At 34.8% G+C, this 24,193-nt stretch carries 26 protein-coding genes, 1 pseudogene and 1 other annotated feature; of the genes and pseudogenes, 5 read left to right on the top strand and 22 right to left on the bottom strand.

The window, feature by feature from the left end; translation table 11 throughout:
• Positions 1-76: 76 nt before the first annotated feature.
• Positions 77-829, bottom strand: coding sequence for an acyl-[acyl-carrier-protein] thioesterase (locus U473_RS00805; protein ID WP_161937258.1), 753 nt, complete (start codon positions 827-829; stop codon positions 77-79).
• A gap of 52 nt (positions 830-881) precedes the next feature.
• Positions 882-1,553 carry a tRNA (guanosine(46)-N7)-methyltransferase TrmB gene (gene trmB / locus U473_RS00800; protein ID WP_068722488.1) on the bottom strand — a complete coding sequence of 224 codons (672 nt, stop codon included), beginning with the start codon at positions 1,551-1,553 and terminating at the stop codon, positions 882-884.
• Positions 1,554-1,752: 199 nt separating this feature from the next.
• Between trmB and U473_RS00795 the strand changes: the two genes are divergently transcribed.
• A complete protein-coding gene (locus U473_RS00795; protein WP_082732293.1) occupies positions 1,753-2,424 on the top strand; it encodes an endonuclease/exonuclease/phosphatase family protein in 672 nt (223 codons plus the stop codon).
• On the opposite strand, the gene U473_RS14065 is transcribed toward U473_RS00795, so the two are convergent.
• The 3 genes and pseudogenes from U473_RS14065 to U473_RS00785 form a co-directional block, all read right to left on the bottom strand.
• On the bottom strand, positions 2,379-3,308 hold the full coding sequence (locus tag U473_RS14065) for an alkaline phosphatase family protein (RefSeq protein WP_082732292.1): 930 nt from the start codon (positions 3,306-3,308) through the stop codon (positions 2,379-2,381). The genes U473_RS00795 and U473_RS14065 overlap by 46 nt on opposite strands.
• A gap of 185 nt (positions 3,309-3,493) precedes the next feature.
• Positions 3,494-3,862: an alkaline phosphatase family protein gene (locus U473_RS14060; RefSeq protein ID WP_082732291.1), complete on the bottom strand. Its 369-nt coding sequence runs from the start codon at positions 3,860-3,862 to the stop codon at positions 3,494-3,496.
• 68 nt (positions 3,863-3,930) lie between these two features.
• Positions 3,931-4,160, bottom strand: a pseudogene (locus U473_RS00785) (hypothetical protein).
• A 129-nt stretch (positions 4,161-4,289) separates the two neighbouring features.
• On the opposite strand from U473_RS00785, the gene U473_RS00780 reads away from it, so the two are divergent.
• Complete coding sequence (locus U473_RS00780; protein WP_068722484.1) at positions 4,290-5,108, top strand: histidinol-phosphatase HisJ family protein; 819 nt, start codon at positions 4,290-4,292, stop codon at positions 5,106-5,108.
• 51 nt (positions 5,109-5,159) lie between these two features.
• On the opposite strand, the gene U473_RS00775 is transcribed toward U473_RS00780, so the two are convergent.
• From U473_RS00775 to U473_RS00740, 8 genes are all read right to left on the bottom strand, one after another.
• Positions 5,160-7,184, bottom strand: coding sequence for a 5'-nucleotidase C-terminal domain-containing protein (locus tag U473_RS00775; RefSeq protein WP_068722482.1), 2,025 nt, complete (start codon positions 7,182-7,184; stop codon positions 5,160-5,162).
• Between the two features lie 281 nt (positions 7,185-7,465).
• Positions 7,466-9,055, bottom strand: coding sequence for a phosphoglycerate dehydrogenase (gene serA, locus U473_RS00770; RefSeq protein WP_068722481.1), 1,590 nt, complete (start codon positions 9,053-9,055; stop codon positions 7,466-7,468).
• Positions 9,033-10,199 carry a pyridoxal-phosphate-dependent aminotransferase family protein gene (locus U473_RS00765; protein WP_068722479.1) on the bottom strand — a complete coding sequence of 389 codons (1,167 nt, stop codon included), beginning with the start codon at positions 10,197-10,199 and terminating at the stop codon, positions 9,033-9,035. Before U473_RS00765 ends, serA begins: the two co-directional genes overlap by 23 nt.
• Before the next feature lie 133 nt (positions 10,200-10,332).
• Positions 10,333-10,571, bottom strand: a binding site (T-box leader).
• Positions 10,572-10,665: 94 nt separating this feature from the next.
• Positions 10,666-12,018 (bottom strand): glucose-6-phosphate isomerase, encoded by a 1,353-nt coding sequence (locus U473_RS00760; protein ID WP_068722477.1) that lies wholly within the window; start codon positions 12,016-12,018, stop codon positions 10,666-10,668.
• 118 nt (positions 12,019-12,136) lie between these two features.
• Positions 12,137-13,951 carry an oligoendopeptidase F gene (pepF, locus tag U473_RS00755; protein ID WP_068722475.1) on the bottom strand — a complete coding sequence of 605 codons (1,815 nt, stop codon included), beginning with the start codon at positions 13,949-13,951 and terminating at the stop codon, positions 12,137-12,139.
• 25 nt (positions 13,952-13,976) lie between these two features.
• The gene (locus U473_RS00750) at positions 13,977-14,777 is read right to left on the bottom strand and encodes a metallophosphoesterase (RefSeq protein WP_068722474.1); all 801 of its coding nucleotides are present in this window, start codon (positions 14,775-14,777) and stop codon (positions 13,977-13,979) included.
• Positions 14,778-14,924: 147 nt separating this feature from the next.
• Complete coding sequence (locus tag U473_RS00745) at positions 14,925-15,773, bottom strand: DegV family protein (RefSeq protein WP_068722473.1); 849 nt, start codon at positions 15,771-15,773, stop codon at positions 14,925-14,927.
• 51 nt (positions 15,774-15,824) lie between these two features.
• Positions 15,825-16,778 carry an L-lactate dehydrogenase gene (locus U473_RS00740; protein ID WP_068722472.1) on the bottom strand — a complete coding sequence of 318 codons (954 nt, stop codon included), beginning with the start codon at positions 16,776-16,778 and terminating at the stop codon, positions 15,825-15,827.
• A gap of 270 nt (positions 16,779-17,048) precedes the next feature.
• Here U473_RS00740 and U473_RS00735 point away from each other — a divergent pair, with 270 nt between their 5' ends.
• Complete coding sequence (locus U473_RS00735; protein ID WP_068722471.1) at positions 17,049-17,552, top strand: DoxX family membrane protein; 504 nt, start codon at positions 17,049-17,051, stop codon at positions 17,550-17,552.
• Between the two features lie 68 nt (positions 17,553-17,620).
• Here the strand turns inward: U473_RS00735 and U473_RS00730 are convergent, their stop codons facing one another.
• From U473_RS00730 to U473_RS00705, 8 genes are all read right to left on the bottom strand, one after another.
• Positions 17,621-17,830: an SE1561 family protein gene (locus U473_RS00730; protein WP_068722470.1), complete on the bottom strand. Its 210-nt coding sequence runs from the start codon at positions 17,828-17,830 to the stop codon at positions 17,621-17,623.
• Positions 17,831-18,194: 364 nt separating this feature from the next.
• Positions 18,195-18,308, bottom strand: a complete 114-nt coding sequence (locus tag U473_RS14055) for an AgrD family cyclic lactone autoinducer peptide (RefSeq protein ID WP_082732290.1) — start codon at positions 18,306-18,308, stop codon at positions 18,195-18,197.
• Positions 18,305-18,934 (bottom strand): accessory gene regulator ArgB-like protein, encoded by a 630-nt coding sequence (locus tag U473_RS00725; protein WP_068722469.1) that lies wholly within the window; start codon positions 18,932-18,934, stop codon positions 18,305-18,307. The genes U473_RS14055 and U473_RS00725 overlap by 4 nt, the downstream gene beginning before the upstream one ends.
• Positions 18,935-18,951: 17 nt before the next feature.
• Positions 18,952-19,107, bottom strand: a complete 156-nt coding sequence (locus U473_RS15585) for an ATP-binding protein (RefSeq protein WP_161937257.1) — start codon at positions 19,105-19,107, stop codon at positions 18,952-18,954.
• 5 nt (positions 19,108-19,112) lie between these two features.
• Entirely contained in the window at positions 19,113-20,276 is a 1,164-nt protein-coding gene (locus U473_RS15335) for a sensor histidine kinase (RefSeq protein WP_068722466.1), read from the bottom strand.
• 106 nt (positions 20,277-20,382) lie between these two features.
• Positions 20,383-20,823, bottom strand: a complete 441-nt coding sequence (locus U473_RS00715) for a DUF1284 domain-containing protein (RefSeq protein ID WP_068722464.1) — start codon at positions 20,821-20,823, stop codon at positions 20,383-20,385.
• Between the two features lie 43 nt (positions 20,824-20,866).
• On the bottom strand, positions 20,867-21,379 hold the full coding sequence (locus U473_RS00710) for a hypothetical protein (RefSeq protein ID WP_068722462.1): 513 nt from the start codon (positions 21,377-21,379) through the stop codon (positions 20,867-20,869).
• A 98-nt stretch (positions 21,380-21,477) separates the two neighbouring features.
• A complete protein-coding gene (locus U473_RS00705; protein ID WP_069801124.1) occupies positions 21,478-23,178 on the bottom strand; it encodes a M3 family oligoendopeptidase in 1,701 nt (566 codons plus the stop codon).
• 170 nt (positions 23,179-23,348) lie between these two features.
• Here U473_RS00705 and U473_RS00700 point away from each other — a divergent pair, with 170 nt between their 5' ends.
• Positions 23,349-23,537 (top strand): hypothetical protein, encoded by a 189-nt coding sequence (locus U473_RS00700; RefSeq protein WP_068722460.1) that lies wholly within the window; start codon positions 23,349-23,351, stop codon positions 23,535-23,537.
• A gap of 15 nt (positions 23,538-23,552) precedes the next feature.
• The gene (locus U473_RS00695; protein WP_068722458.1) at positions 23,553-23,798 is read left to right on the top strand and encodes a spore coat protein; all 246 of its coding nucleotides are present in this window, start codon (positions 23,553-23,555) and stop codon (positions 23,796-23,798) included.
• Between the two features lie 149 nt (positions 23,799-23,947).
• On the opposite strand, the gene U473_RS00690 is transcribed toward U473_RS00695, so the two are convergent.
• Positions 23,948-24,151, bottom strand: a complete 204-nt coding sequence (locus U473_RS00690; protein WP_068722456.1) for a tRNA pseudouridine synthase A — start codon at positions 24,149-24,151, stop codon at positions 23,948-23,950.
• Positions 24,152-24,193: the final 42 nt, after the last annotated feature.

The following is a 24,193-nucleotide window of genomic DNA, read 5'->3' as shown; positions in this document are numbered from 1 at the left end:
CATTTAAAAGAACATCTAATATTTCTAACTGGTTTAGTTAAGAGATGCAAAATCCATTTGGCAATTTTGAAATTCATCAATCCATAGCCTTCCAAGTGGTTTCTAACAAACATAATGTCGTATCTTGTTCATCAACAATCTGATGCAACCCTCTCAATTGATCACTTTCGGTTACGATCTCTGTTCTCACTTGAACCTTAGTTCCATATTTAGTTTCTTTCTTATACATTGCCTTGATATTATTCAAACTGTAATTTAATACAGTTTCTAATGGTATTGTTTCTATAGCCCATTCTACATACTTGGCGTTATTCACATGCTTATTCGTATCAATATCACTATAACGAACAGTAAAATCCTTCATATATTCAATTTCTCTTGGCTCATCCAATTTACTCATCTCAGAATCTTTTATTTGATCAGGGTCTAAACCATAAGCTTGATAGATCATTTTCGGAATCTTGGTTATCCGCATTTTTTCAGTATCTAATAGCACCCACCGAGAAAAGGCATAAACCATTAATTCGCCATGTTCATCAGTCACTTTAAATTCCCGATAGGCATTAAATTTTTCAAAATAACAGGCATTTGTTGAGACTTTTAGTTTTTGCCCAAAGACTGGATAATTCTTTATTAAAATATCCCATTGGTATAATGACCAAGCCAAATGATTTTTCTGTAAAAAATCTAAGCCAATCCCAACTTGTTCACTTTGAAAAAGAGCAATATCTTGAAAATAATTGATCAAAGTAGTTGGTAAGGCTCTTTGTTGGTAATCGATTTCATAATAATGGATTATGTATTCTCTTTCTGTCACGAATGGGTTCAAATCGGTCACTCCTATCATTTTTACCATATTTATCATTTTCAATATTCGCTCACTAATTCCTCCAGTTTTTTTGATTTGTTCCTAACCATTTTGCTTCTAAACGATAGATTGGTTTCCCTTGATTGATGAATTTTTCTTCATATTCAGTTTGAACATGGTTTTCAATCTCTTCTTCATCCCGATATAAATTTAGGCTGATATTTTTTAATTGAAAATGATGGCCACTTAGTTCATTTAATGAAAACTCAAAAAGTAGCTCATTATCTGTTTTAAAATGAATCTCTGCACTATCAACAAGGATTTGTTTATACATCTTTAAAAAAAGGTGATGTGTTAATCTTCTTTTTGCATGTCGTTTTTTTGGCCATGGATCAATAAAGTTTAAATAGATCCTGGAAATTTCCTGTTCACCAAAAAAATTCAGAAGGTTATTTACATTACCCAAAATAAACTTGATATTGTTTAATTCAAAATGAACGGCTTTACGTACTGCTTGTACAAGTACTTCCTGTTTTTGTTCAATGGCAATATAATTGATCAGAGGATTTCGTTTGGCCAATGTTGTGATAAATTGTCCTCTACCTGTTCCTAATTCTATATGTATAGGATTCTGATTACCAAACCATTCTTGCCATTTTCCTTTAAGTTGAGTAGGATCCTTAACAGAATAGCTGGTATATTGGAATATTTCATCTTTAACCCAAGGTCTTTTTCGTAGCCTCATAACTTTTATTCCTCCTATTTTTTCTAGATAAAATGAATGTATATTACAATAGAAAGGCAGAGATGACAGTGCTCGTTATAATATACATCTCAATATATTATCGGGTCCCACAAAAGTAATCGGAATAAGTTAATCGTATCACAATTAGCGAATTGGTTACATTATTTGAAGAGAACTCTTAATAGAAAGGGTAGGTCTAATGAAAATCATGTCATATAACATTCATAGTGGTAAGAATACTTGGATGATTCCTTCCTTTCGAAAAATGATTCGTTTTTTTCAAAAGGAACAACCTGATGTGATCGGACTACAAGAAGTGAACGAGAATAATAAAAGGGGATCGCAAGTGACTGCATTGGAACATCAATTAAAAATGAATGTTCATTTTGGCCCACACTTATCTATTGGCAAAGGTCACTATGGTATCGCTACATTAAGCCGTTTTCCTATTCTCGATCGAAAACAAATTCTTTTAACCAGTCAGAAAGAACAACGAGGTTTCCTTGATACGGTTATTAAGGTTGATCGTAAAGAGGTACATCTTTTAAACACCCACTTAGGCTTAAATGGGAAAGAAAGAAGCGTTCAATTTAAAGAAATTGAACAATACATTCGTTCTTTATCCCAGCCTTTTATTTTCTTAGGCGACTTTAACACCATTTCTCCAGAACTAGATTCTTCTCTACTGATTGATACTGGTAAACGATCAAAAAAAGAGCACCAATCAACTATGATGCTCACCAAAAAACGGATCGATTATATTTTTATCTCTAAAGAATTAGAACTGATCAATTACGAAGTATTAGATGTAACCTTTTCTGATCACTATCCTGTTGTCGTAGAGGTCACATTTAAAAGATCTAGAACATAATCTTTTAGATCGACGATTCGGGTATTGGGCTTTGGATTTTTCGTTGCACCAGAAACTAATAAAGGTACAATTGAGTCTGTTCGATGTAATGAACCATGACTTCCTCCACCTAAATGGACAGGGAAGGTTTTTGAAATAAATTCGAAGGAAGGTTTTGCAGTAGCAACAATAGAAAAAATCTCTTGTGAAAACAAGGCACCGTATAATCGTGATAACGCATCTGGATATTGATTGAAATAGATGGCTCCATTCTCTATCTTTATATCTAAAAGACTCAGATCACCATCTACATTCCATCCCACCCCATAAGGATCTATTTTTTTCCCTTGTTTTGTAAAATGAAGCTCTTTCCCTTGATGGTTCTTAACATGAATTTGATCCTTTTCCTTCCAAGCAACAAAATCAATCCGATCATCGGATAGCAACGTTTTAATTACCTGTTCTCGTTTATCTTTTTTTAACGGATAAATATAAACCATTCGTTCATTATTCGCAAAAACCACTTCATCTGTTTCGCTAATTTTTTTCCCTACAGGTGTAACTTTAAATGGTTTTAATAATTGATCTAGATCAATGTTATGGTGCTGCTCTTTACCAATTGCCGTTTGTCCATGATCGCCAATAATAATGAACGTGGTTTGTTGAAGGGCTTGATCCCAGGATCCAAAGACATTTAATATTTTGGTTAGTTTTTGGTCTACTTTCTCTAAACTGGCTAGCGGCTGGTGAATATGTTTATGCAAGAAATGATCGTGGTCAGGAAAATAGACCATTAAAAAGTCTGGTTGATTTCCGCTTTGGATCACCAATTTTGTTGCTTCTGCAGCAAAATCATCGTTGATTCCAAATTGTTGAAAGACCGATTGATTCCAATTCCAAACCATAGTTCTGCCAAAGAAAGCTGGTTTGTGGATGGCGCCTAAGCTTAGAATATTGGGACCACTTATTTTCCTATTGTTAAAGGAAAAGAATGTAAAAAGATTTATTAAAAATGGTGGCTTTAAATGATGTTCACTTTTTCCACGATGGATGATAAAGTTAATCGCTCCTGAAGTTTTACTATGATCCGCTAATTCTTCATAAATTGTCTTGGTTTTTTATTTAAATGGCTTTCATTTAAATGAACCAATACGTCTTTTGCTGTTTTGATCAATCCATACTTTAAAACAGTTCTTGCACCGTTCACATAATTGACAATACGTTTTTCCTCAGGATGATACCAAATCAATCCTGGAACCTTATGTTGATCAGGATAAACCCCTGTCATTAATGTACTGTCTACTGATGCCGTCATCGTTGGAAATGCGGTTACACATTCAGAGATATAAGTACCGTGCTCCATTAAAAATTTAAGAGCAGGTATTTTTTGCGTTTTGATTGCATTTTCTAATGCTTCTGGCATTAAAGCATCGATCAGAATCATAATTATTTTTTTCATATATTCTTTCCCCTCAACAAAATTCAGTCTTATTTAGTATTTGGGGGAAATCATTTTTCTATACCAATTTACCTTAATTCTTTGTCGGTTAAAAGATAGTCAGTATCTACTTCAAGAATCGTAAGCGAATGATGACAACAGGGTAAGACTAATAATTTTTTATACCCGATTGTATTTTCTTTAAATCTTTTACTTTTAAAGGCAATAATACATTTTCTTTAGCACAAAAAGGGCATGAATGAAAATAGAGATCTTCCCCAATTATTTCGTAGGGCCATGTATTTTTAAAAGGAACCATGTTTCTCCTCCTTATAAAGCTCATTATAAACTTATTATAAACTTATTTCATTATATGTGAAGGAAACAAACTAATGTTAAGGAATATGGTACAATAGATTGAAAAAGAGTCGGAAGGAGGATGTATGATATGATTACTGATTATCATGTCCATTTAGAAACAGGGCCTTATACCATAAATTGGCTCATGAAGTATCTTGAAATAGCAAATGAACGAGGAGTTACCGATTTAGGATTTTCAGAACATGGTTATCGCTTCAAACAATCTAAGGCTATTTTATTTAATCCATGGATTGAAGAACGGCAAACTGAAGATGTAGATGAATATGTTTCGCTTATTTTAGAAGCAAAAAAACGGGGGCTTCCAGTGAAATTAGGAATTGAATTGGATTATTTCCCCGGAAAGGAGAAAGAAATCGAACAATTTTTAGCTCCCTATCCCTGGGACTATGTCATAGGGTCAGTTCATTGGCTTGACGATTGGGGATTTGACCTAATCGAAATGAGGGAACAGTGGAATCAAAGAGCAATTTTAGAGGCATATCAGGAGTATTTTAGTAGGGTAGAACTGCTTTTGGATACAAAGCAATTTGACATTCTTGGTCACGTTGATGTGATTAAAGTGTTTGGTTATAGACCCAGTGAAGATGAACATGAGACCCTTTATTCCCTTTATGATCGGGTTGTAGAGAAGATTGCCCAAAGTGGAATTACAGTAGAAATGAGTACTGCCGGTTTAAGAAAACCTGTCCAAGAACTATATCCTGCTACAGCTTTAATGGAAAGGTTAGCAAAATATAATATTCCTATGATCATCAATTCTGACGCTCACCGGCCTGAACATGTTGGTGCTGATTATGATATAGGAATAAAGTATTTAAAAGAATACGGTATCGATCAAATTAGTACATTTGAAAAACGCAAACGAAAAATGGTTCATTTAAGATAAAAAGGAGGCTACCGATCCGCTATAGGAAGGTAGCCTTTGATCTTTTAATAATTATGCCGCCAATAATTCATAGTACATCATGCTAACTTGTTTGCTGATATCTGTCATTCTACCCTCAACAGTAGGAGCAATCACTTTAGCATTTTTGATTTTTTCAATCAATGCATCACGAACTAATTCATAAGTATTTGTCCATGTGACTTCAGCTAATGTTTTAAATCCATCTTGACCACCCGATAAGAAATCATTTGTTGCAACAGTGTACGTCTTATCCATTTCTACAGGGGTTCCATTTTCTAAAGTAATCTCAGTCACTCTTTGATACTCTGGTTTTGTTGAATCATACTTCACCTTTAAGCCAGAGATCTGCATCATTCCTTTATACAAAGTTACACTTTGCTCGAGGACTGCCTTGATTTGCGCACCAGTCATCTCACCAGTGACAATGGTATTATCAAATGGCATAACTGTGAAAATATCTCCAACTGTTAAATCACCTGTAGGTAAATCCGTTCTGATCCCTCCTGCATTTTGGAAAGCAATCTGAACATCTACTTTTTCTCTCATTACATCTGCCATCCAGTTACCAATATTCGATTCATTATTATAATCTCTTTTTAATTCAACTTCCGTTTTACCAATTACTTCATCAAAAATTGGTTTTACCTTCTCATTATATTTATTGACAATATCTACGATTTCTTTGACTGGCTCTACATTAAAAGTCGTATTTTTTACATCAACGGCTTCAACATGGTGATAAATCACTTGGCCAGATTTTTTATCATACACTAATGTAATGTGGCTTAAGAAATTGCCATTGTTAGAACCTTCTACTACTGGTATTTCGTTAATGATATCGGAAACTAATTGATGACTATGTCCACCAATAATTCCATCAACACCTTTTACTCCATATGCTAAATCAGCCAAAGCCCCTGTGGTTTCTTTTGTTGTTTTATCTTGATAACCAGGAATATGAGTTAATAAGATAACAAGCTCTGCTCCAGCTTTTCTTACCTCTGGAACTAGTTGATTAGCTATGGTAATAGGATCTTTAAAATCGAAGTCTTTAATAAAATCTAATTTTGCTGTTTCTAATGTTTCAGGAGTGGCCAAACCAATAATCCCAATTTTTACGCCATTTTGTTCAATGATTGTATAAGGTTCCGCCCATTCTACAGGTTTGTTAGTTGCTTTATCATAAATATTTGCGGCAACTAGAGGGAAGTTTGTAGCTACTTCTTTCCTTGCTTCTAGAACCTTTTCAATACCCCAGTCAAACTCATGGTTACCTACTGTCATCGCTTTATAGCCAATTTTATTATAGGCTTCCATCACTGGTTGGCCGAAAAACACATTAGAAACCGGTGTCCCTTGAAGGGCATCCCCAGCATCTACTATAAATGTACCATCAGGATTTTGCTCTTTATATTCATTATATACTGCTGCAAGTTTAGCGATTCCTGCTGCATACTTACCCTCTTCTAAATTGCCATGAAAGTCATTTGTCACAAAAATATCAATTTGTTTTAAGTTTAAATGAAGAGAATTGTTAATGATCGCAACCATATGTCCACGGGTAAATTCCATTTTTGGACTAATGGTAGAAGATGTGGTTCCTTGAATGAGGCCGACTTTTAATGCTGCAGCGATATTTCCTTTTGCCCAGTCACTTACTTCTTTTAGATCCTTATATTGGCTAAAGGCATTTAAGTTTTGTTTTATAGAAAGATGTAAGCTATTCATCACTAAAGAAATAGCTTGCTCTCTAGTGATAACATCATTTACCCCAAATCGGTCAGTTGCTACACCTTTTGTAATTTTTGCGTCAAAGGCTGCTTGAACATATGGTGCTAACTTTGCATCGACATCGGTAAATTTCGTTGTCGTTACGTTGGGTAATTCAAGACCTTTCGCTTTAACTAATTCTATGATAAATTCCCCTCGAGTTACTTTTTCATATATCTTCTTTGCACTATTTTCTGCTGCATTTACGAATTGAAAAGGTGTAACTAAGCTAAACAATAAAGCAAGTGTTAGAAAAAAACTAATCTTACTAAAGTTTCTCCTCATTTTTCCCCCTCCAATGGTTAAATAAAATGTTTAAAAAGTCTGATATCTTACCTTATACCCTTCTTTCTATGAAATATTATAATTCAAATAAAAGATTTATACCATTTTATCTTTTCAAAAAATTACCGAAACATGAAAAGAAACAGCTTACGATTTTAAATATAGCCAATTGGTAAAAGGATGGCAATAGTTCTTTTTATAAAAAAAGGTTTGTATATTCCAGCGTGCCGTGTCTTTGCTAATGGAATATACAAACCCCTAAATAATTAGTGGAAATTTGATTATAAATCTACTTGAAAAAGGTTTTGTACGCCTTGAACGAATTTGATTTTATCTATTAGTTCATTCTCAACAGGGTGATCAATTCCTAAAAAGGCAATCGCCTTTCCACCTACTTGATTACGCCCTACTTGCATGGTAGCTATATTTACTCGAGCATTTCCTAATGCGGTACCGATCCTACCTATGATTCCAGGTTGATCGATATGTTCCATCACAAGAATATTTCCTTCAGGGCTTAAATCGACAGTAAAGCCATTATAATTCACAATTCTTGCGCCATAACCATTAAGTACTGTACCTGCTAAATGCTTTTCTTCATGATTTGTCTTTACATTAACGGTGACAAGATTGGTAAAGCCATGTGATTTATTTGATCGACTTTCCACTACGGCAATTCCTCTAGATTTTGCCAATATGGGGGCGTTCACATCATTCACTTCACCAACGCTTCCAAGGTGCACCGATAAAATTCCTTTTAATACTGTTCTAGTTATAATATCAATCTCTTTATCGATGATATCTCCCGAATAGGTAATCTCTATTTTCTCAATTGCTCCTAAGATCACATTTGCAACCAATCGTCCCATTCGCTCAGCGAGTTGAAGATAAGGACGCACATGGTTTAGCATGTCTAACGGCAATGAAGGCATATTGACAGCATTTCTGAATGGTTCATTTTTCAAAAAATGATAAACCTCTTCGGCCACATCGATGGCAACATTTAATTGTGCCTCTTCTGTTGATGCCCCAAGATGTGGAGTGGTGACTACCTTTGGATGCTGTCTTAGTGGACTTTCCATCGGTGGCTCTTGTTCATAGACATCTAAAGCTGCCCCAGCCACAATCCCTTTGTCTAACGCATCAAGCAAAGCTTCTTCACGGATAATCCCACCTCTTGCGCAGTTGATGATTCTGACCCCCTTCTTCATCATAAAAAATTGGGGAGTATCGATTAGATATTTGGTTTCTTTAGTTAGTGGAGTATGAACAGTGATAAAATCGGCTTGCTTGATTACTTCTTCTAACGTACCTAAAGCAATCCCTAATTGTTCTGCTCTTTCGGAGGTTAAATATGGGTCATAGCAAATCACATTCATATTAAAGGCTTTTGCTCTTTTGGCAACCTCTGATCCGATCCTCCCCATTCCTACAATCCCTAATACTTTACGATTTAACTCCACACCTACATATTTTTTTCGATTCCATTCCCCTTGTTTTAGGTCTTGGTGGGCTTGGGGAATCCATCTTGCCATGGCGATTAACATCGCAAAAGAGTGCTCGGCAGCTGATATGGTATTACCATCTGGTGCATTGATCACCACAATTCCCCGTTCTGTAGCAGCTTTCACATCAATATTATCAACTCCAACTCCTGCCCGTCCAATCACTTTTAACTGTTTTGCTGCGGCAAGCACCTCTGCAGTTACTTTTGTTTGGCTTCTAACAAATAATCCTTGATAATCCCCAATAATCTCCAATAATTCTGTTTGACTTAAGTCCGTTTTCACATCAATTTGGATATCCGCCGCTTCTCGTAATTTTGTTAAGCCTACTTCAGAAATAGGGTCACTTACCAATATTTTGTGCATATAGCCATTCCTCCTCTGCCGCTTTTATTCCTTTACCTAGTTCTACAGGGTACCCAATTTGTTTTAATGCCAATTCTAGCCCAGCAATGGTCGTTAAAATATCCATCGGATGAGTATATCCCATATGGCCAATTCGAAAGATTTTTCCTTTTAAATGTTGCTGTCCCCCTGCAGCAACAATCTTATAATCCTCACGTAGGACTTTTCTTAATTGTTCAGGATCAAATCGTTCATCCCCCTTAATCGCTGTCACCGTACAAGAGGCATCTTGATCATTTTCCACTAACAATGACAACCCTAAAGCTATAGCTGCTTTTCTAACCATATCACGAAGCAGTTTGTGCCTTGCAAAGCTATTTTCTAGTCCTTCTTGTTCAATTAAATCAATAGAGGTAGATAATCCAAATACTAATGAGACAGGTCCAGTAAATGGAGTCGTATTTTTGATTGCATTCTCTTTGTAAGCTTTTAAATCAAAATAAAAGCGCGTGCTATGAGTTTCTTCAATCACTTGCCATGCCTTTTGACTGACTGCAATTAATGCTAAACCTGGTGGTAAGCCTAAAGCCTTATGAGAAGCCGTTACTGCGATATCCACACCCCATTCATCCATTTTTAAATCCATTCCGACAAGAGCTGAGACACTATCGACAACAAAGACTGCATTCGTTTCATTAACAATCTCCGCAATTTCTTTTATCGGATTAACAACTCCGGTAGAGGTTTCACAATGGGTGGCAAATACTGCTTTAATCTTAGGATTCTGAACAAGCATTTCGCGGATCTGTTCAGGGTCTGCCGCTTTTCCATATTCAAATTCACAGGTAAGCACTTCAGCTTGAAAAGCTTTTGCAATCTTTGCAAACCGCCCTCCAAAAACTCCTGTAACAATAACAAGGACTTGATCACCCGGTTCAACAAGATTGGCCACTGCCATCTCTAAAGCCCCTGTTCCACTTGCTGCCACAATCAAAACGTCTTGGTTGGTTTGGAACAATCTTTTTGCTTTGATTAAAACCTCGCCAAAGATTTTCGAAAATTCGCCACTCCGATGGCCTAAAATCGTTCGTTCCATCGCCCTTTGCACCTCTGGGGAAATTGGTGTTGGGCCTGGAATCCTTAAATGTTGGTATTCAGAAAACATTTTCTCCACTCCCTTTCTACTTTCTTTTCTTTTATTGCTTTTATATGATTCGCTTTAATCCAGCTCATCTGTGCAGGATTAAAGCTAGAACATAAAATAAAAAACCTCTCACCCCCACACTGATTTTAATCAGTATAGGGACGAAAGGTTATCTTTCGTGGTACCACCCTAATTTATCATTATTTCACAATAATGATCTCTATAGGTAGTGTAAACACTATCTACTCTGATAACGGCTTTAACCGGTCAAACCTACTCAATTTTCGATTTGACAACTCCAGAGCGCTATTTTAATGTAGATTCCTCCAGTTTCCACCTACCACTGGCTCTCTTTGCTCCTCTATCATTAAAATTCTCTTTCATCGTTATTTTTTCTTCTTCAATATTTATGTTAGAATTTATCACGATTTTATGGTGACGTCAAGATGTTAATTCATTATTTTTAAATATTTTTAAAATTAGAATCTTATTTTAATCTTTCCTCAAGTTTTGCTTTTTCAGCTTCATAACCTGGTTTACCTAATAAAGCAAACATGTTCTTCTTATAGGCTTCTACTCCAGGTTGATCAAATGGATTTACTCCTTGTAAATAACCACTCATTCCACAAGCTTTTTCAAAAAAGTAAACCAGATGACCAAAAGTAAATTCGTTTAATTGGTCTAATTTTACAATCAAGTTAGGTACCTGACCATCTGTATGAGCAAGTAATGTTCCTTCGAAGGCCTTTTTATTAATGAAATCCATGGTTTTTCCTGCAAGAAAATTAAGACCGTCTAAATTATCTTCTGTTTTCTTAATCACAACTTCTTCTTTTGCTTTCTCTACTATTAGAACGGTTTCCATTAGATCTCTTCTACCCTCTTGGATGTATTGACCCATGGAGTGAAGGTCTGTCGTAAAGTCCACAGAAGCAGGGTAGATTCCCTTATGATCTTTCCCTTCGCTTTCACCAAATAATTGTTTCCACCATTCGGAGAAATAATGAAGGTTTGGTTCGTAGTTGACCATGATTTCAATTGTTTTTCCTTTACGGTATAGTGCATTGCGAACGACTGCATATTGGTAAGCTTCATTTTCTAACACATTATCATTTTGATATAACTCATAGGCGTGTTTTGCCCCTGCCATCATTTGATCAATATCGATTCCTGCTGTAGCAATAGGAAGCAATCCAACTGCTGTCAATACAGAGTATCTTCCCCCTACATCATCTGGAATAACAAAGGTTTCATATCCTTCTTCTTCAGCCAGTTTTCGCAATGCGCCCTTGGAAACATCCGTTGTAGCATAAATTCGATTTTTAGCCTCTTCTTTACCATACTTATTCTCTAAAACTTCCTTCATTACTCGAAAAGCAATGGCCGGTTCAGTCGTTGTTCCAGACTTAGAAATAACGTTCACTGAAATATCTTTTCCTTCTAATACCTGAAGCAGGTGTTTCAAATAGGTGGAACTAATTTGATGCCCAAGAAAATAGATTTCTGGTGTTTTCCGTTGTTCCTTTGGTAATTGATTGTAAAAAGAGTGAGTGAGCATTTCAATCGCTGCTCTTGCCCCTAAATAAGAACCTCCAATCCCAATGACAACAAGAGCATCGGAGTTTTCCTGAATCCTTTTTGCAGCTTGCTTAATCCTTGCAAATTCATCTTTATCATATTGAACAGGCAAATCAACCCAACCTACATAATCATTGCCTGCTCCTGTTTTTTTATGTAACATCTCATGGGCCGTTTTTACAAGGTCCTTCATTTGAGCGATTTCATGCTCATGCACGAAACCAAGCACCTTTTTATAATCAAATTGCAATGGCTTAACCATTTTGTTCGACCTCCAGTATATGTTTATTTTATACATAGAACAATGTATCGAAAAAAGGAAATAAAATCAAGAGCACTTCTGATATACCCTTCGTTCACTTGAAACTTACATTCTCATTTTACTCAGCTAACAATTGTTCCATTTGGTCTAATAGATCTTTAAATACATCCAGAGCCTGTTGAATGGGCTTAGGTGTGTTCATATCCACGCCTGCCTTTTTTAAAAGTTCAACAGGATAATCAGACCCACCAGATTTTAAGAAAGTTAGATAGCGTTCAACAGCAGGTGCTCCTTCTTCTAAAATTTGCTTTGCCAAGCTGGTAGCTGCCGAAAAACCTGTTGCGTATTTGTAAACATAAAAATTCATGTAAAAATGAGGAATCCTTGCCCATTCTAAATCGATCAATTCATCAACGACCATTTCAGGTCCATAATATTCAACATTTAATTGATGGTACATTTCATTTAAAAGATCAGGGGTTAGAGCCTCGCTAGCTTCAACTTTTTCATGAATCATTTTTTCAAATTCTGCAAACATAGTCTGACGATAAACCGTTGCTCTGAATTGCTCTAAATAGTGATTTAAATAATACAATTTTTCTTTTTTATCAGTTATGTTTTCCAATAGATAATGCATTAGTAAGGTTTCATTTAATGTAGAAGCGACTTCAGCAACAAAGATCTTATAATGGGAATAAATGTATGGTTGGTTTGAATTGGAATAAAAAGAATGCATCGAATGACCTAACTCATGTGCTAAAGTGAAAAGATCATTTACATTATCTTGATAATTCAACAAAATATATGGATGTGTTCCATACGATCCCCATGAGTATGCCCCACTCGTTTTCCCTTGGTTTTCATACACATCGATCCATCTGGATTCAAAACCCTTTGCTAATTGGTCTAAATATTCTTGCCCTAATGGTTTTAGCCCTTTTTTTACCGTTTCTATTGCTTCTTCATAAGGAACTTTGATCTTTACATCTTTTACGATAGGGGTATATAGGTCATACATATGTAACTCATCAAGATCAAGCATTTTTTTACGTAAACTTACGTATCGGTGCATGAGATTGATATTTTTCTTTATCGTTTCAATTAAATTGTTATATACTTCTGGTGTCACATTATCATCATCTAATGAAGCCTCTAGCGCCGAAGCATAATGTCTTGCCTTTGCATAGAAAATATTTTTCTTTACATCAGAATTTAAGATAGCTGCAAAGGTGTTTTTCAAACTTCCATAGGTTTGATACATTGCTTCAAAAGCATCTTTGCGAACACGACGATCCGTACTCTCCATAAATTGAATATAACGGCCTTTCGTTAGCTCTACTTCTTCTCCTTGTTCATCTCTAATCGTTGGAAACTTGATATCAGCATTATTTAGCATGCCAAATATATGGTCTGGCGCTTGTGCGATTTCTCCTGTTTGTGCCAGCAACTGTTCTAATTCGGGAGATAAAATATGTGGTTTTGTTCGAACTATTTCATCTAAATAATGCCTATATAAAGCAAGTCCTTTTTCCTCTTTTATGAATGATTCTAGCTTTTCTGTTGGAATAGAAAGGATTTCAGGTACAATATAAGAGGTTATACTACTTACTTGAATACTTAAACTACTTGCTCGGTCTGCTAAAGCTTGATACTTCGCATTAGTATTGTCTTCATCTTTTCTTAACCTTGCGTAGACAAACACTTTGCCAAGTGTTTCAGAAAGCTGATCTTGTAGCTTTAATCCTTCAAGCAAGTTTTTTGCAGAGGATTTTAGTTTACCTTCAAATCCTTTTAATTGTTCAGCAATCTCTTTTACCCTTTTAAAATCTTCTTCCCATTTTTCATCAGTCGTATAGATCGTTTCAAGATTCCATTGATACTTCTTGTCAATCTCACTTCTTTTTGGTAGACTTTTTTTACTTTCATCAACCATGAGTCATTCCTCCTTAAAGATTTCTTTACCCTCGAAAATGTTTTGTAATATGATGTTCCTTATCCCCAGCATAATCCTCTTTTGCATCAACCTGAATGATTTCCATTTCAGGATAACGAAGAAAAGTTAACCGCCCTCCAAAAACACACCCCTGATCAATATTGATGGTATGACAAATAATAATCGGTTCAGGTCTAGGATCATGTCCATAAATAATCAAAAGATCGTTGTGGTGGTTTACTGTCCAATCCTTTCTGATCGGTTTCCCTTTCTCATCCATACCGGCTGTATCCCCATAACGAGTGAAGGAGCGTACTTGTTCTGAATCTTTCCCAATATCTTGATCGCGAATTCCAGCATGCACTGCTACTGCTACATCCTTCCCTTCCTTCGTAAGGATATAATGGGATGGGCATGCAAGTAAGAACTGCTTCATCTCTTCTTTTAATTTATCTAATTTTTCTTTCCCCTCTTCTTTTTCAAATTGTTCTAGTTCAGTGACAAATTTCTCGTCGCCATGGACCATTTTTACATTTCGCCCCATTAAATAACGAGCAACCTTCCAATTATGGTTGCCATCAATAGCATAAGCTTGTGTTTCATTCACCATATCCATCACAAGGCGCATCACCTTTAAGGAGTAAGAGCCCCGACTCATCATATCTCCTAGGAATAACAGCTTTCTATTTTTAGGATGGAAATATATTCCCTTTTTATTCTTATGATAACCTAACTTTTTCATTCCTTCTATTAATTCTTCATAGCATCCATGAACATCTCCAACTAAATCGATTCCAGCACCTACATCGATTCGAAACTTTTTCATAAAACCACCCCATTCTAAATAACCATATCTTTCATATTCTTTACGGTTTTAATAAGAACTATAAGATAACCAAACTTATGAATCAATTTGTAAAGAAAAAAAGATCGTAACCAAGTTACGACCGTTTAATAATAGACAAATCCACCTTTAAAAAGCAACTAGTATACCGCCTTCACCTGCATAAGTACCAATAGATGGACCAATTTCAGTTAAAATAATTTGGGCAGTTTTATACCGCTTCTCAACCATCTCTTTTATTTGTAGTGCCTTTTCTTCGCAATTGGAATGAGCGATTCCTAATATCTTTTGTTCTAAATTAACCCCATACTCTTCAATTAAATCAATCAAACGTTTCACTGTATTTTTAGATCCTCTAACTTTTTCAATCACGTCAATTGAACCTTCAAAACTATTTTTCATAATTAATTTGACGGATAATACCGAGGCTATTTTACCTCTGACTCGATCCAAACGACCGCCTTTGATCACATTTTCCAACGTATCTAAGAAAATCAGGATATGTGAATGGTCAATCACATGCTTGATTTTAGTAATAAGCTCTTCAAAGTGAAAACTTTCTTTTATTAGTTCAGCAGCTTGCATGAGAATTACACCTAATCCAATCGATGCATTTTTTGCATCAAGAGCGATCATCTCTACATGAGGATATTCTTCCTTATACGTGTCAACGGCCATCTTAGCACTTTGATAAGTACTACTTAACTGTGAGGATAATGTGATTACAATTCCTTGATCGCCTGGTCTCATTACTTTTTCAAATTGATCAAGAAAATCCTGGGGAGAAGGTGCAGCCGTTTTAGGTAACTCTTCTTGTCCCTTCATTTTTTGATAAAATTCATTAACACTCAAATTAACACGATCAAGAAAGTGATCATTTTGAAAGGAGATATGTAATGGAATGACATGGATATTGTATTTTTTAATGATTTGTTCTGGTAAATCACAGCTACTATCTGTAAAAAGATTAATTGACATCGATATTCTCCTTTTCCCGTAATCCCCTTTATTTAAGGGTTGTATATCATACTAAATCTTAGGCAATTGTATTTGGTGAATAAAGTTCCCTAATTGATTCGCTGAATGTTGAAGTTTTTCTTCTTCTTCCTTTGTAAGTGGAAGATCAAGAACCTCTTCAATTCCATTTTTTCCTATAATACTTGGAATTCCCAAACAAACATCACTAATCCCTTTATAATTATCCAAATAGGCAGAAACAGGTAGTATTGACATTTGATCATGTAAAATTGCTTCACAAATTCTTGCCAAAGATAGAGCGATGGCATAATAGGTTGAACCTTTTTTCTCAATAATTTGATAGGCAGCGTTTTTGGTTTGTAAATAAATCTCTTCTTTTTCTGCTGAGGATAAATAATACCTGGATTGTTCTTTTACTTGCTCTTGCGTCATTCCTGCTATATTTAATAAACTCCAAGCAGCCAATTCTGTATCTCCATGCTCTCCAATTATCATACCATGAATACTCCTTGGATCAATATTCATTTTTTCAGATATCAAATAACGAAAACGAGCACTATCTAGTAACGTTCCTGACCCGATAACTCTTTCCTTTGGTAAATGAGTTAATTTAATGGTGATATAGGTAAGAATATCGACTGGATTTGTGGCAATAAGAAAAATCGCTTCCGAATTATATTTTAAGATTTCAGTTAAGATTTGGTGATATATAGATACATTTCTCTGCATTAAATCTAATCTTGTCTCACCTGGTTTTTGTGCTGCTCCAGCGGTGATCACAATAATATCAGCATCTTTGCAGTCAGGGTAATCACCTGCAGTTATTTTCATTGGTTGTGCTAACAGTAAGCCATGGTTAAGGTCTAATGCATCACCTTCAGCCTTATCCTGATTTTTGTCGATGATCACTAATTCGTCCGCAAGTCCTCTTAAAAGTACCGTATAGGCAAAAGTGGATCCAACTGCTCCGCTTCCAACAACAACAATTTTCGTTTGATTATTCATCCTTTAGCCTCCTTCATCATAAAAAAACTATTCTTTCTTTATTATGGACAAAGATTATACATCTAATCACCTCAAAATGATTACAAAGTTTAATCACTTGTTCACATTTTATGTGAAAAATTTATGAAAGAAAACCTAGAAATGTGCTAAAAACGAAAAGTACTTCTTATATATATATCGGAAGGAAAACACAATCCAATTACTTTTCCTTCATATGTAAGATGAACATCTTACTTTATCTTCTTTAATAATAAAGCAAAAGGAGGAGTTTTGATGGTACGTTTTTTGCGAGAAAATATTTATGCTGCCTACGGACTACTGCTTTTAAGACTTTACTTAGGTTGGAATTGGATGACAGCTGGCTGGGAAAAACTTACGGGTTCAGAACCATTTAGTGCAGAGGGATTCCTACAAGGAGCATTAAAAAAAATGGGTGGTGAACACCCATCAGTATCCCAGTGGTGGGGAGGCTTTGTTGAAAACTTTGCACTCCCTAATGTAGGATTTTTTAATTTTATGATTCCATTAGGTGAATTTTTGGTAGGATTAGGACTTATACTTGGATGTCTTACAACCGCCGCTGTTTTCTTTGGTATGATGATGAACTTTGCTTTCTTGTTTAGTGGCACTGTTAGCCATAACCCACAAATGGTACTTGTAAGTATCTTTGTCATTGTTGCTGGATTCAATGCAGGTAAAATAGGTTTAGACCGCTGGGTTATTCCTTACTTAAGGAATTGGTATGTTAAGAGCTTTAAAAAAGCATCTGTATAATCAAAGTAATAGAATTTCAAAAAAATGAAGCCAGTAACAAAATACCGAAGGAGTAACTCCAAAAAGGGTTACTCCTTTTCGTTTTGTACCTGATGTTCATTTCGATAGTGAAATATTTTTGTTTTAACGATCAATTTCTTTAATTCTGCTTCAATTGATTCAAAATCCTTTAGTTCTACATCCTCAGGATTAAATTGATCTACCATATAAGAAAGAAGTTGCAATCTTCCTTTAATATATTTCAATTGTTTTTTCTTATTATAGATTGGTGTAGACATCTAGATACCCCCATAGGTAAATATTCTTCCTTTTATTTTACATGAAAATCAAGTTTATATCTATAATGAAAAGAAAGTTATACTTTCTGTCCTATTAAGAAAAGGTTTGTATATTCCAACGCGCTCTATCATCCGTGTATTTCTTAGAATGAAAAATAAGGTAAAAAATACACTCCCAAAAGCACACAAAGTGTACAAGTGACGCTACACAGCTAAAACTGTTAGTCGTCCTATGTCTTTTCTTATGGAATATACAAACCCCAAATGACAAGAAAAAGAAAATAAAACTTTCTTTACCGATAAAGAAAAAAGATGGGTTTATGTCCCATCTTTTTTAGTTGGTTTTATCTATGCTGTGGCGGATTTAATTTTTCTTAGGTAATTCTGGTTGGTAAACCAAGATTACACTAGCTGTTGAGACTTCCATTAAAGCAAGTAAAGAAAACAATGAAGCAAGAGCTTTAAATACCTTTTTCATTGATTTTCACCTCCCACAATTTTTCTTCTTATAAAGAAATCATCTATGTTGTGGAAAAGTTGAATTCCAAAAGGAGTTAAAGTGATTGATTGTAGAAAAATTCCAATAGCCGAAAAGAATGAAATCACATGAAATGAGGTGTAAAATATATCGATTAAAATATTCCCTATGAACCAAATGGATAAAAATACAAAGCTTGCCCATTTAAAAAAATGATGCTTTTCTCTTGGGATCGGACGATTTGCTGCTGAAACTGGGACATAGATGAAGGTAACGATCACTGAAAAAATATATATTGGTAATAGCAAATAGAATGGGGATATTTCAATTGCAATCTGCTGCAATACGTAGGCTGGAATAAAGAAGAGAAGCATCGAAGTGGTTAAGCAACGCAAATAGGTTGACATATGAACGCCGCCAGAAATGATTCGGAATAATGCAAAGAATAATGAAATCGTAACCATTTCCTTAAAAACACCAAAAAGGAGAGAGATCGAAAATAGAACAATAACTTTTACCAAACCAGTCAATGTCACTTCGATCCCATACCGAATGTAATCTACATCGTCTCTCTCAGCCTTCTCAGCTAATTTTTTGGCTAACCAATAAGATATTTTTGTAACCATTATAGTTTCTCCCCCTTTTAAAGAGGCAATTCTATAATAAAAGTCGTCAAATTTTTGCTAGATTCAACTCTAATTGTTCCTTTATATTTTTGTACGATAGATTTAACAATACTAAGACCAAATCCACTATTTTCCTTTTCTTTTTTAGTAGTATATCCTTCTTCGAATAACAAATCAACTATTTTTTTTCAATTTTTGGCCCATTATTTGAAATCTGAATGATTGCTGTCGAATCCTTTTTGCCCCAATATATTTCAATAAAAGGATTTCTTGTATGACTTTCAGTTACAGCTCTTAATGCATTATCTAGTATATTACTGATTATTTTTACTAAATCATAGCCTTTAATAGAAGGAAATGTATCATCCGTTTCTACTATTTCTCTATACTCTACTTTTTTTTCTTCCATCAATTCAATCTTTGTATGTAATAAAGCGCTCACTGGGATATTTTTAATTTTAATACGCCGATTGGACGCACGAACATGCTGAACAAGATCATGAACATATTCTTGTAAATGATCATACATTTTCGCTTGAATCATGCCATGAATCGTTTGAATCTCATTGATAAAATCATGACGTTCCATTCGCAACTTCTTTAATACGTTTTCTAAGTGTTGATTATAGTCACTCTCAGTTTGAATGATCTCTTTTTGCATATAAATGTTTTTCAATTGAATGACAGAAACAATAAGTAAAATATTCACAATAACAAGCCCTAAACTAAAAAGAGGTAATCCATGAATATTTAGAATTATTTTTTTTAGTAAAAATTGGCTATTCATATAAAACGAATAGTTTAGATAAATGATAAAAAACAATTGAAGAAGAATTAGGGTTAAACTAGTGATCCAATAAGCAATATTTTTGTTAATAAATAGTTTTTTGAATCCTTTTGTTACAGACCAATGTTTTTTTTCGATAAAATAACTACTAATGATTAAAGGCAACATATAAGTAAATGTAACTAGTAATTTGAGCCAAAAGCTTCCTAGGATTTGTTGGTAGGAAATAAATTGCGTAATCACAACTAATACAATTATTTCAGAAATTAAAATAGAAAGAATGCTGGTAAGGGTCATACCAAAAGCAAATTTCCAATTCTTATGTATGAATAACTTATAAAGTATAGTATTAATAATGATTGTGATGATGATTCTAAAATCTGCAAAAGATTCTAATTGCCACATCAAATCAGAAATAAAGGCAGAGATGATCGCCATGAATAGAATTTTATATTTTATCTTTGAAAAGGAAAACCCAAAAAGAACAGTTCCTAACAGAAGCATACCATAAAATTCTGGTAATGAAATAAATAAATAATTGATCAGGAATCCCATTATTTAACCCCTTCGACAAAAACTGATATTTTTTTCAGTATATAATATAATTATCACAAATTGAACATTATTATAAACTGAGTCATTAGTCCCAAATCTAATAGATTTAGGAAAAAAGGGGTAATTTTTTTGTATTTAACCGTTGGATTCCTTCTTGGCATACCCCATATTCTAACCATGAGCAACCTTTACAGATTTGACTTAAATCTGCTGGTTCAATCATTTTCTGTGTTTTCATAAGAAGTTCTTGCTTTGTATAGATTTGATTAGGAATCAATCCTAGTTTTGCTATCACTTTTTGATCAATTTCCTTTACATGTGCATCAGAATTTTTATCTGCCAAGCATATGGTTCCTCCATGATGAGGGCAAGTGGAGCAAACATCGTCAAGTTCTTGTATCACCTTAATGGGTAAGAGAGGGTTCGTAGAATCATCTCGGATGAGGTGAGTAACTTCTTTCATTTTCTCGACAAAGGATTCACTATAACCCATGCCTTGAAACCCATGAATACATAGTAAATGATGCCCTCTTAGTGTGATTGTCATTTTCCTGATCTCCTTCCCATTGTTCTCTTGTATTTACTAGTTCTTATAGCTCTTGTAGTGTCATATAGGTATAGTTCACTAATTCATGGATATCTTCAATGTTATCTTCATCAATTTTTCGACCAAAATTCAACTGGATATGGTCATAATATAAAGGTTTATCTTCTTTTTTAAAATCGTAAGTGATGGTTTGTGTGATCTCTGGTCTACCTTCCCAGATTTGATTGATGGTCATCTCTATCTTTTCACAATCCACTTTAGGATTGGAGATAGAGATTGAAAATTCAATTTTTATTTCACAGCCTGGTTTTGACTCATCTTCCCATTCTAAAATTTCCTTAGACAAATCTTCCGTATTGGCTTTAAGTTGTATTTTAGCACTTTTTTCTTGTTCTGAACCCACAATTTTAAACTGTATTTGAAAAGTTCTAGACATTCTAGCTAAATCGATCAAATCGTTTCGATCAATCACGATAATTTTTTGCCCTAAATCAAGGTCATATATTTCCCCTTCAAGAACCACTTTAATATTTTCATAGATCGTTGGATCAAACAAATGATTTCACCTCCCGTCCTGTTATCATGTTGTATTATATCCAAAAAGCTCTATTTCCTTTCCGATATAGAGCTAGGTCATTTCCAGAATAAACTTTTTTAGTTATGAGTTCCTAATTGGTTTAACTCTTCTCTCACAAATTCCATTAATTCTTTAATCATTGCTTCTGAAAAATCAAACTTGATGCCAGCAGCTTCATAGATCTCTGGCAAAGGCCTTGAGCTACCTAAAGATAGTGCCTTTTTATAATTTGCTAAAGCCTGCTCAGGGTTCTCTTTATATTGTTTCCATATTTGTACCGCACCCAATTGGGCAATTGCATATTCGATATAATAGAAAGGAACCTCGTAGATGTGTAGTTGTGCTTTCCAACGATGTCTTAACTCTTCTTCATAGCCTGACCAATCCTCATAATGTTGACTTAAGGATAAAGCGATCTCTTTAAACTGATCATTTCTTTCTTCTGCGGAATGCTCAGGGTTTAAATAGATCCAGTGTTGAAACTTATCGATTGTCATTGCCCATGGTAGAAATTTAATGATTCCTTCTAGTTGTTCTCTTTTTGCTTTTTTAAGATCTTCGTCATTCTTGTAGAATTCATCCCATTTATCCATCGAAAGCAATTCCATGCCCATACTGGCAAATTCCGCCGATTCCATTGGCGTACTTTTATAGATTCTTAAATCTAATTGGGATTTAAATAAGTTGTGGACTGAATGACCACCTTCATGAACAAGGGTTGTCATATCATCATGTGTTCCTGATGCATTCATAAAAATAAAGGAACGATTAGAAACAGATAATGGAGCACAAAAACCACCAGGTGATTTTGCTTTCCGGCTGTCTAAATCCAATGTATGATGATCGTTCATATCTTCTAACATCTTAGCAAAATTAGAATCTGTGCGTCTAAAGATGCGTGTCACACCATCAACTAATTCGTCGGTCGTTGTGAATGGCTTTAATGGCTGATCACCTTCTTTGACTGCTGTTAAATCCCATGGCCGATAATCTTTTAATCCAAGCTCTTTTTGATGTTCTTTTTCAATCTCATCTTTTAAAGGTACGACATATTTTTGTACAGCTTCGTGAAATTGATATGTATCCTCAGGCGTATAGGAGAATCTTTCGTATTTCTTGAACATGTAATCGCGATAATTCTCAAAGCCAGCATTTAAAGCAATTTGGTGGCGTATTTTCACTAATTGATCCATGATCTCATCTAACTTGTCCTTATCCTCTAATCTTCTAGCTTGGACTAATTTCCACGCCTTTTCTCGTATTGAACGATCAGGATCCTTTAAATAAATTGACATTTGCTGAAGGGTTTTTGCTTCCCCTTCCCACTCTACTGTCATGTTACCTGTCACTTTGTAATATTCTGTACTTAAATTTTGTTCTTGTACCTCTAAAGGAATGTTTTCTTCACGGAAAATTTCGATAGAATTGACTCTTCGCTTAATCAATTCACTATACTTCTCTGTATCTAACTGTTCCCGATATGGATTATCATAAAAGCGTTTGTCTAGCAATGCTTCATACTTTTTAATGATAGGTGTAATCACGTTTTGGTCATGTTCAAATCGCTGTCTAATTTCTTCATCATCATTATGCCCTTGAAATTCAATATAGTGGCCAGTCAAAATTTCATCAATCTCATCAAATAATTGGCTTTCCTCACGTAACCAGTTTTCTAAATCACGGGTAGAATGGATTTCCTTTTTTAACAAAGTTTCTAGTTTTGTTTCAACTTCTTTAGGATCTTGAAATGAAATCTTCTCAATAAAAAATGAACTCAATTGAATTCCCCCTTGTTTTTGAAATATTTAGAAAAGCGGCAATATAAATAGGTACTTACTTTATTCTAACACTAAATGAAAAAATGTGGAAATCAATGAATTTTATATGCATAAAAAAACACTCTTTTGGGAACATTACAATTGTACTTAAAATGAAAGGAGCTATTCACATGCAGGAGCAACTAACACAAATGGAATTACAAAGCTTAAGAGAGCTAATCAGTGCCCATGATCTTGGAGCAAAAAAACTACAAGATTATGCGAATCAAGCAACTGACCCTCAAGTAAAACAAATGCTACAACAATCTGCCCAATCTGCTCAAAATACAAAACAAAAACTCATGTCATTCTTACAATAGAAAGGGTGAAAAAATATGCAAGAAAAAGAAATCGTAAATGATGTATTGAACCAATTAAAAGGTAGCCTAGGTAATTACGCTCGTGTCATTGCTGAGACCTCTAATGCCAACTTGCGGCAAACGCTACAACAAATTCGTAATGGCGATGAGCAATTCCAATATCAACTTGCTAATCTAGCTCAACAAAAAGGGTATTATCAACCAGCACAGCCAGCTTCTGCGGCTGATATACAACAAGTAAAATCACAACTAGGTCAGTAATTCTAAAAAAAGGTTTGTATTTTAAGGAGTGACCAATCATCACTCCTTTTTATTTTTTCAATACTCAACATGAAGCAAAAATAATCCCTGACTTGGTACTGTTTCTCTTCCAAACTCGATATACATATTTTTTGCCTTTAGCACTGAACCTAGCGTGGAAATCCAACTTGGCCATATGCGTGAACCCCTGCATCAGTCCGCCCAGAACCGTATATTTCTATCGTTTCACCCGTAATCCGAGAGAGTAACGTTTCAATTTTTTGTTGGAGCGTGTTCTCTGTGTTTGCAAGCCTTTGCCACCCCTTATATCTACTTCCGTCATATTCAATCGTTATTTTGAATTTCCTTTTCATCCACTTTTCTCCTTTTCTATATCTTTATCTTATCTAGATAGT

It is taken from the genome of Tepidibacillus decaturensis, assembly GCF_001561915.1.
Classification (GTDB): Bacteria; Bacillota; Bacilli; order Tepidibacillales; family Tepidibacillaceae; genus Tepidibacillus_B; species Tepidibacillus_B infernus.
Note: the sequence above shows the minus strand (reverse complement) of the source record. Positions and strands in the feature narration are given on the sequence as shown.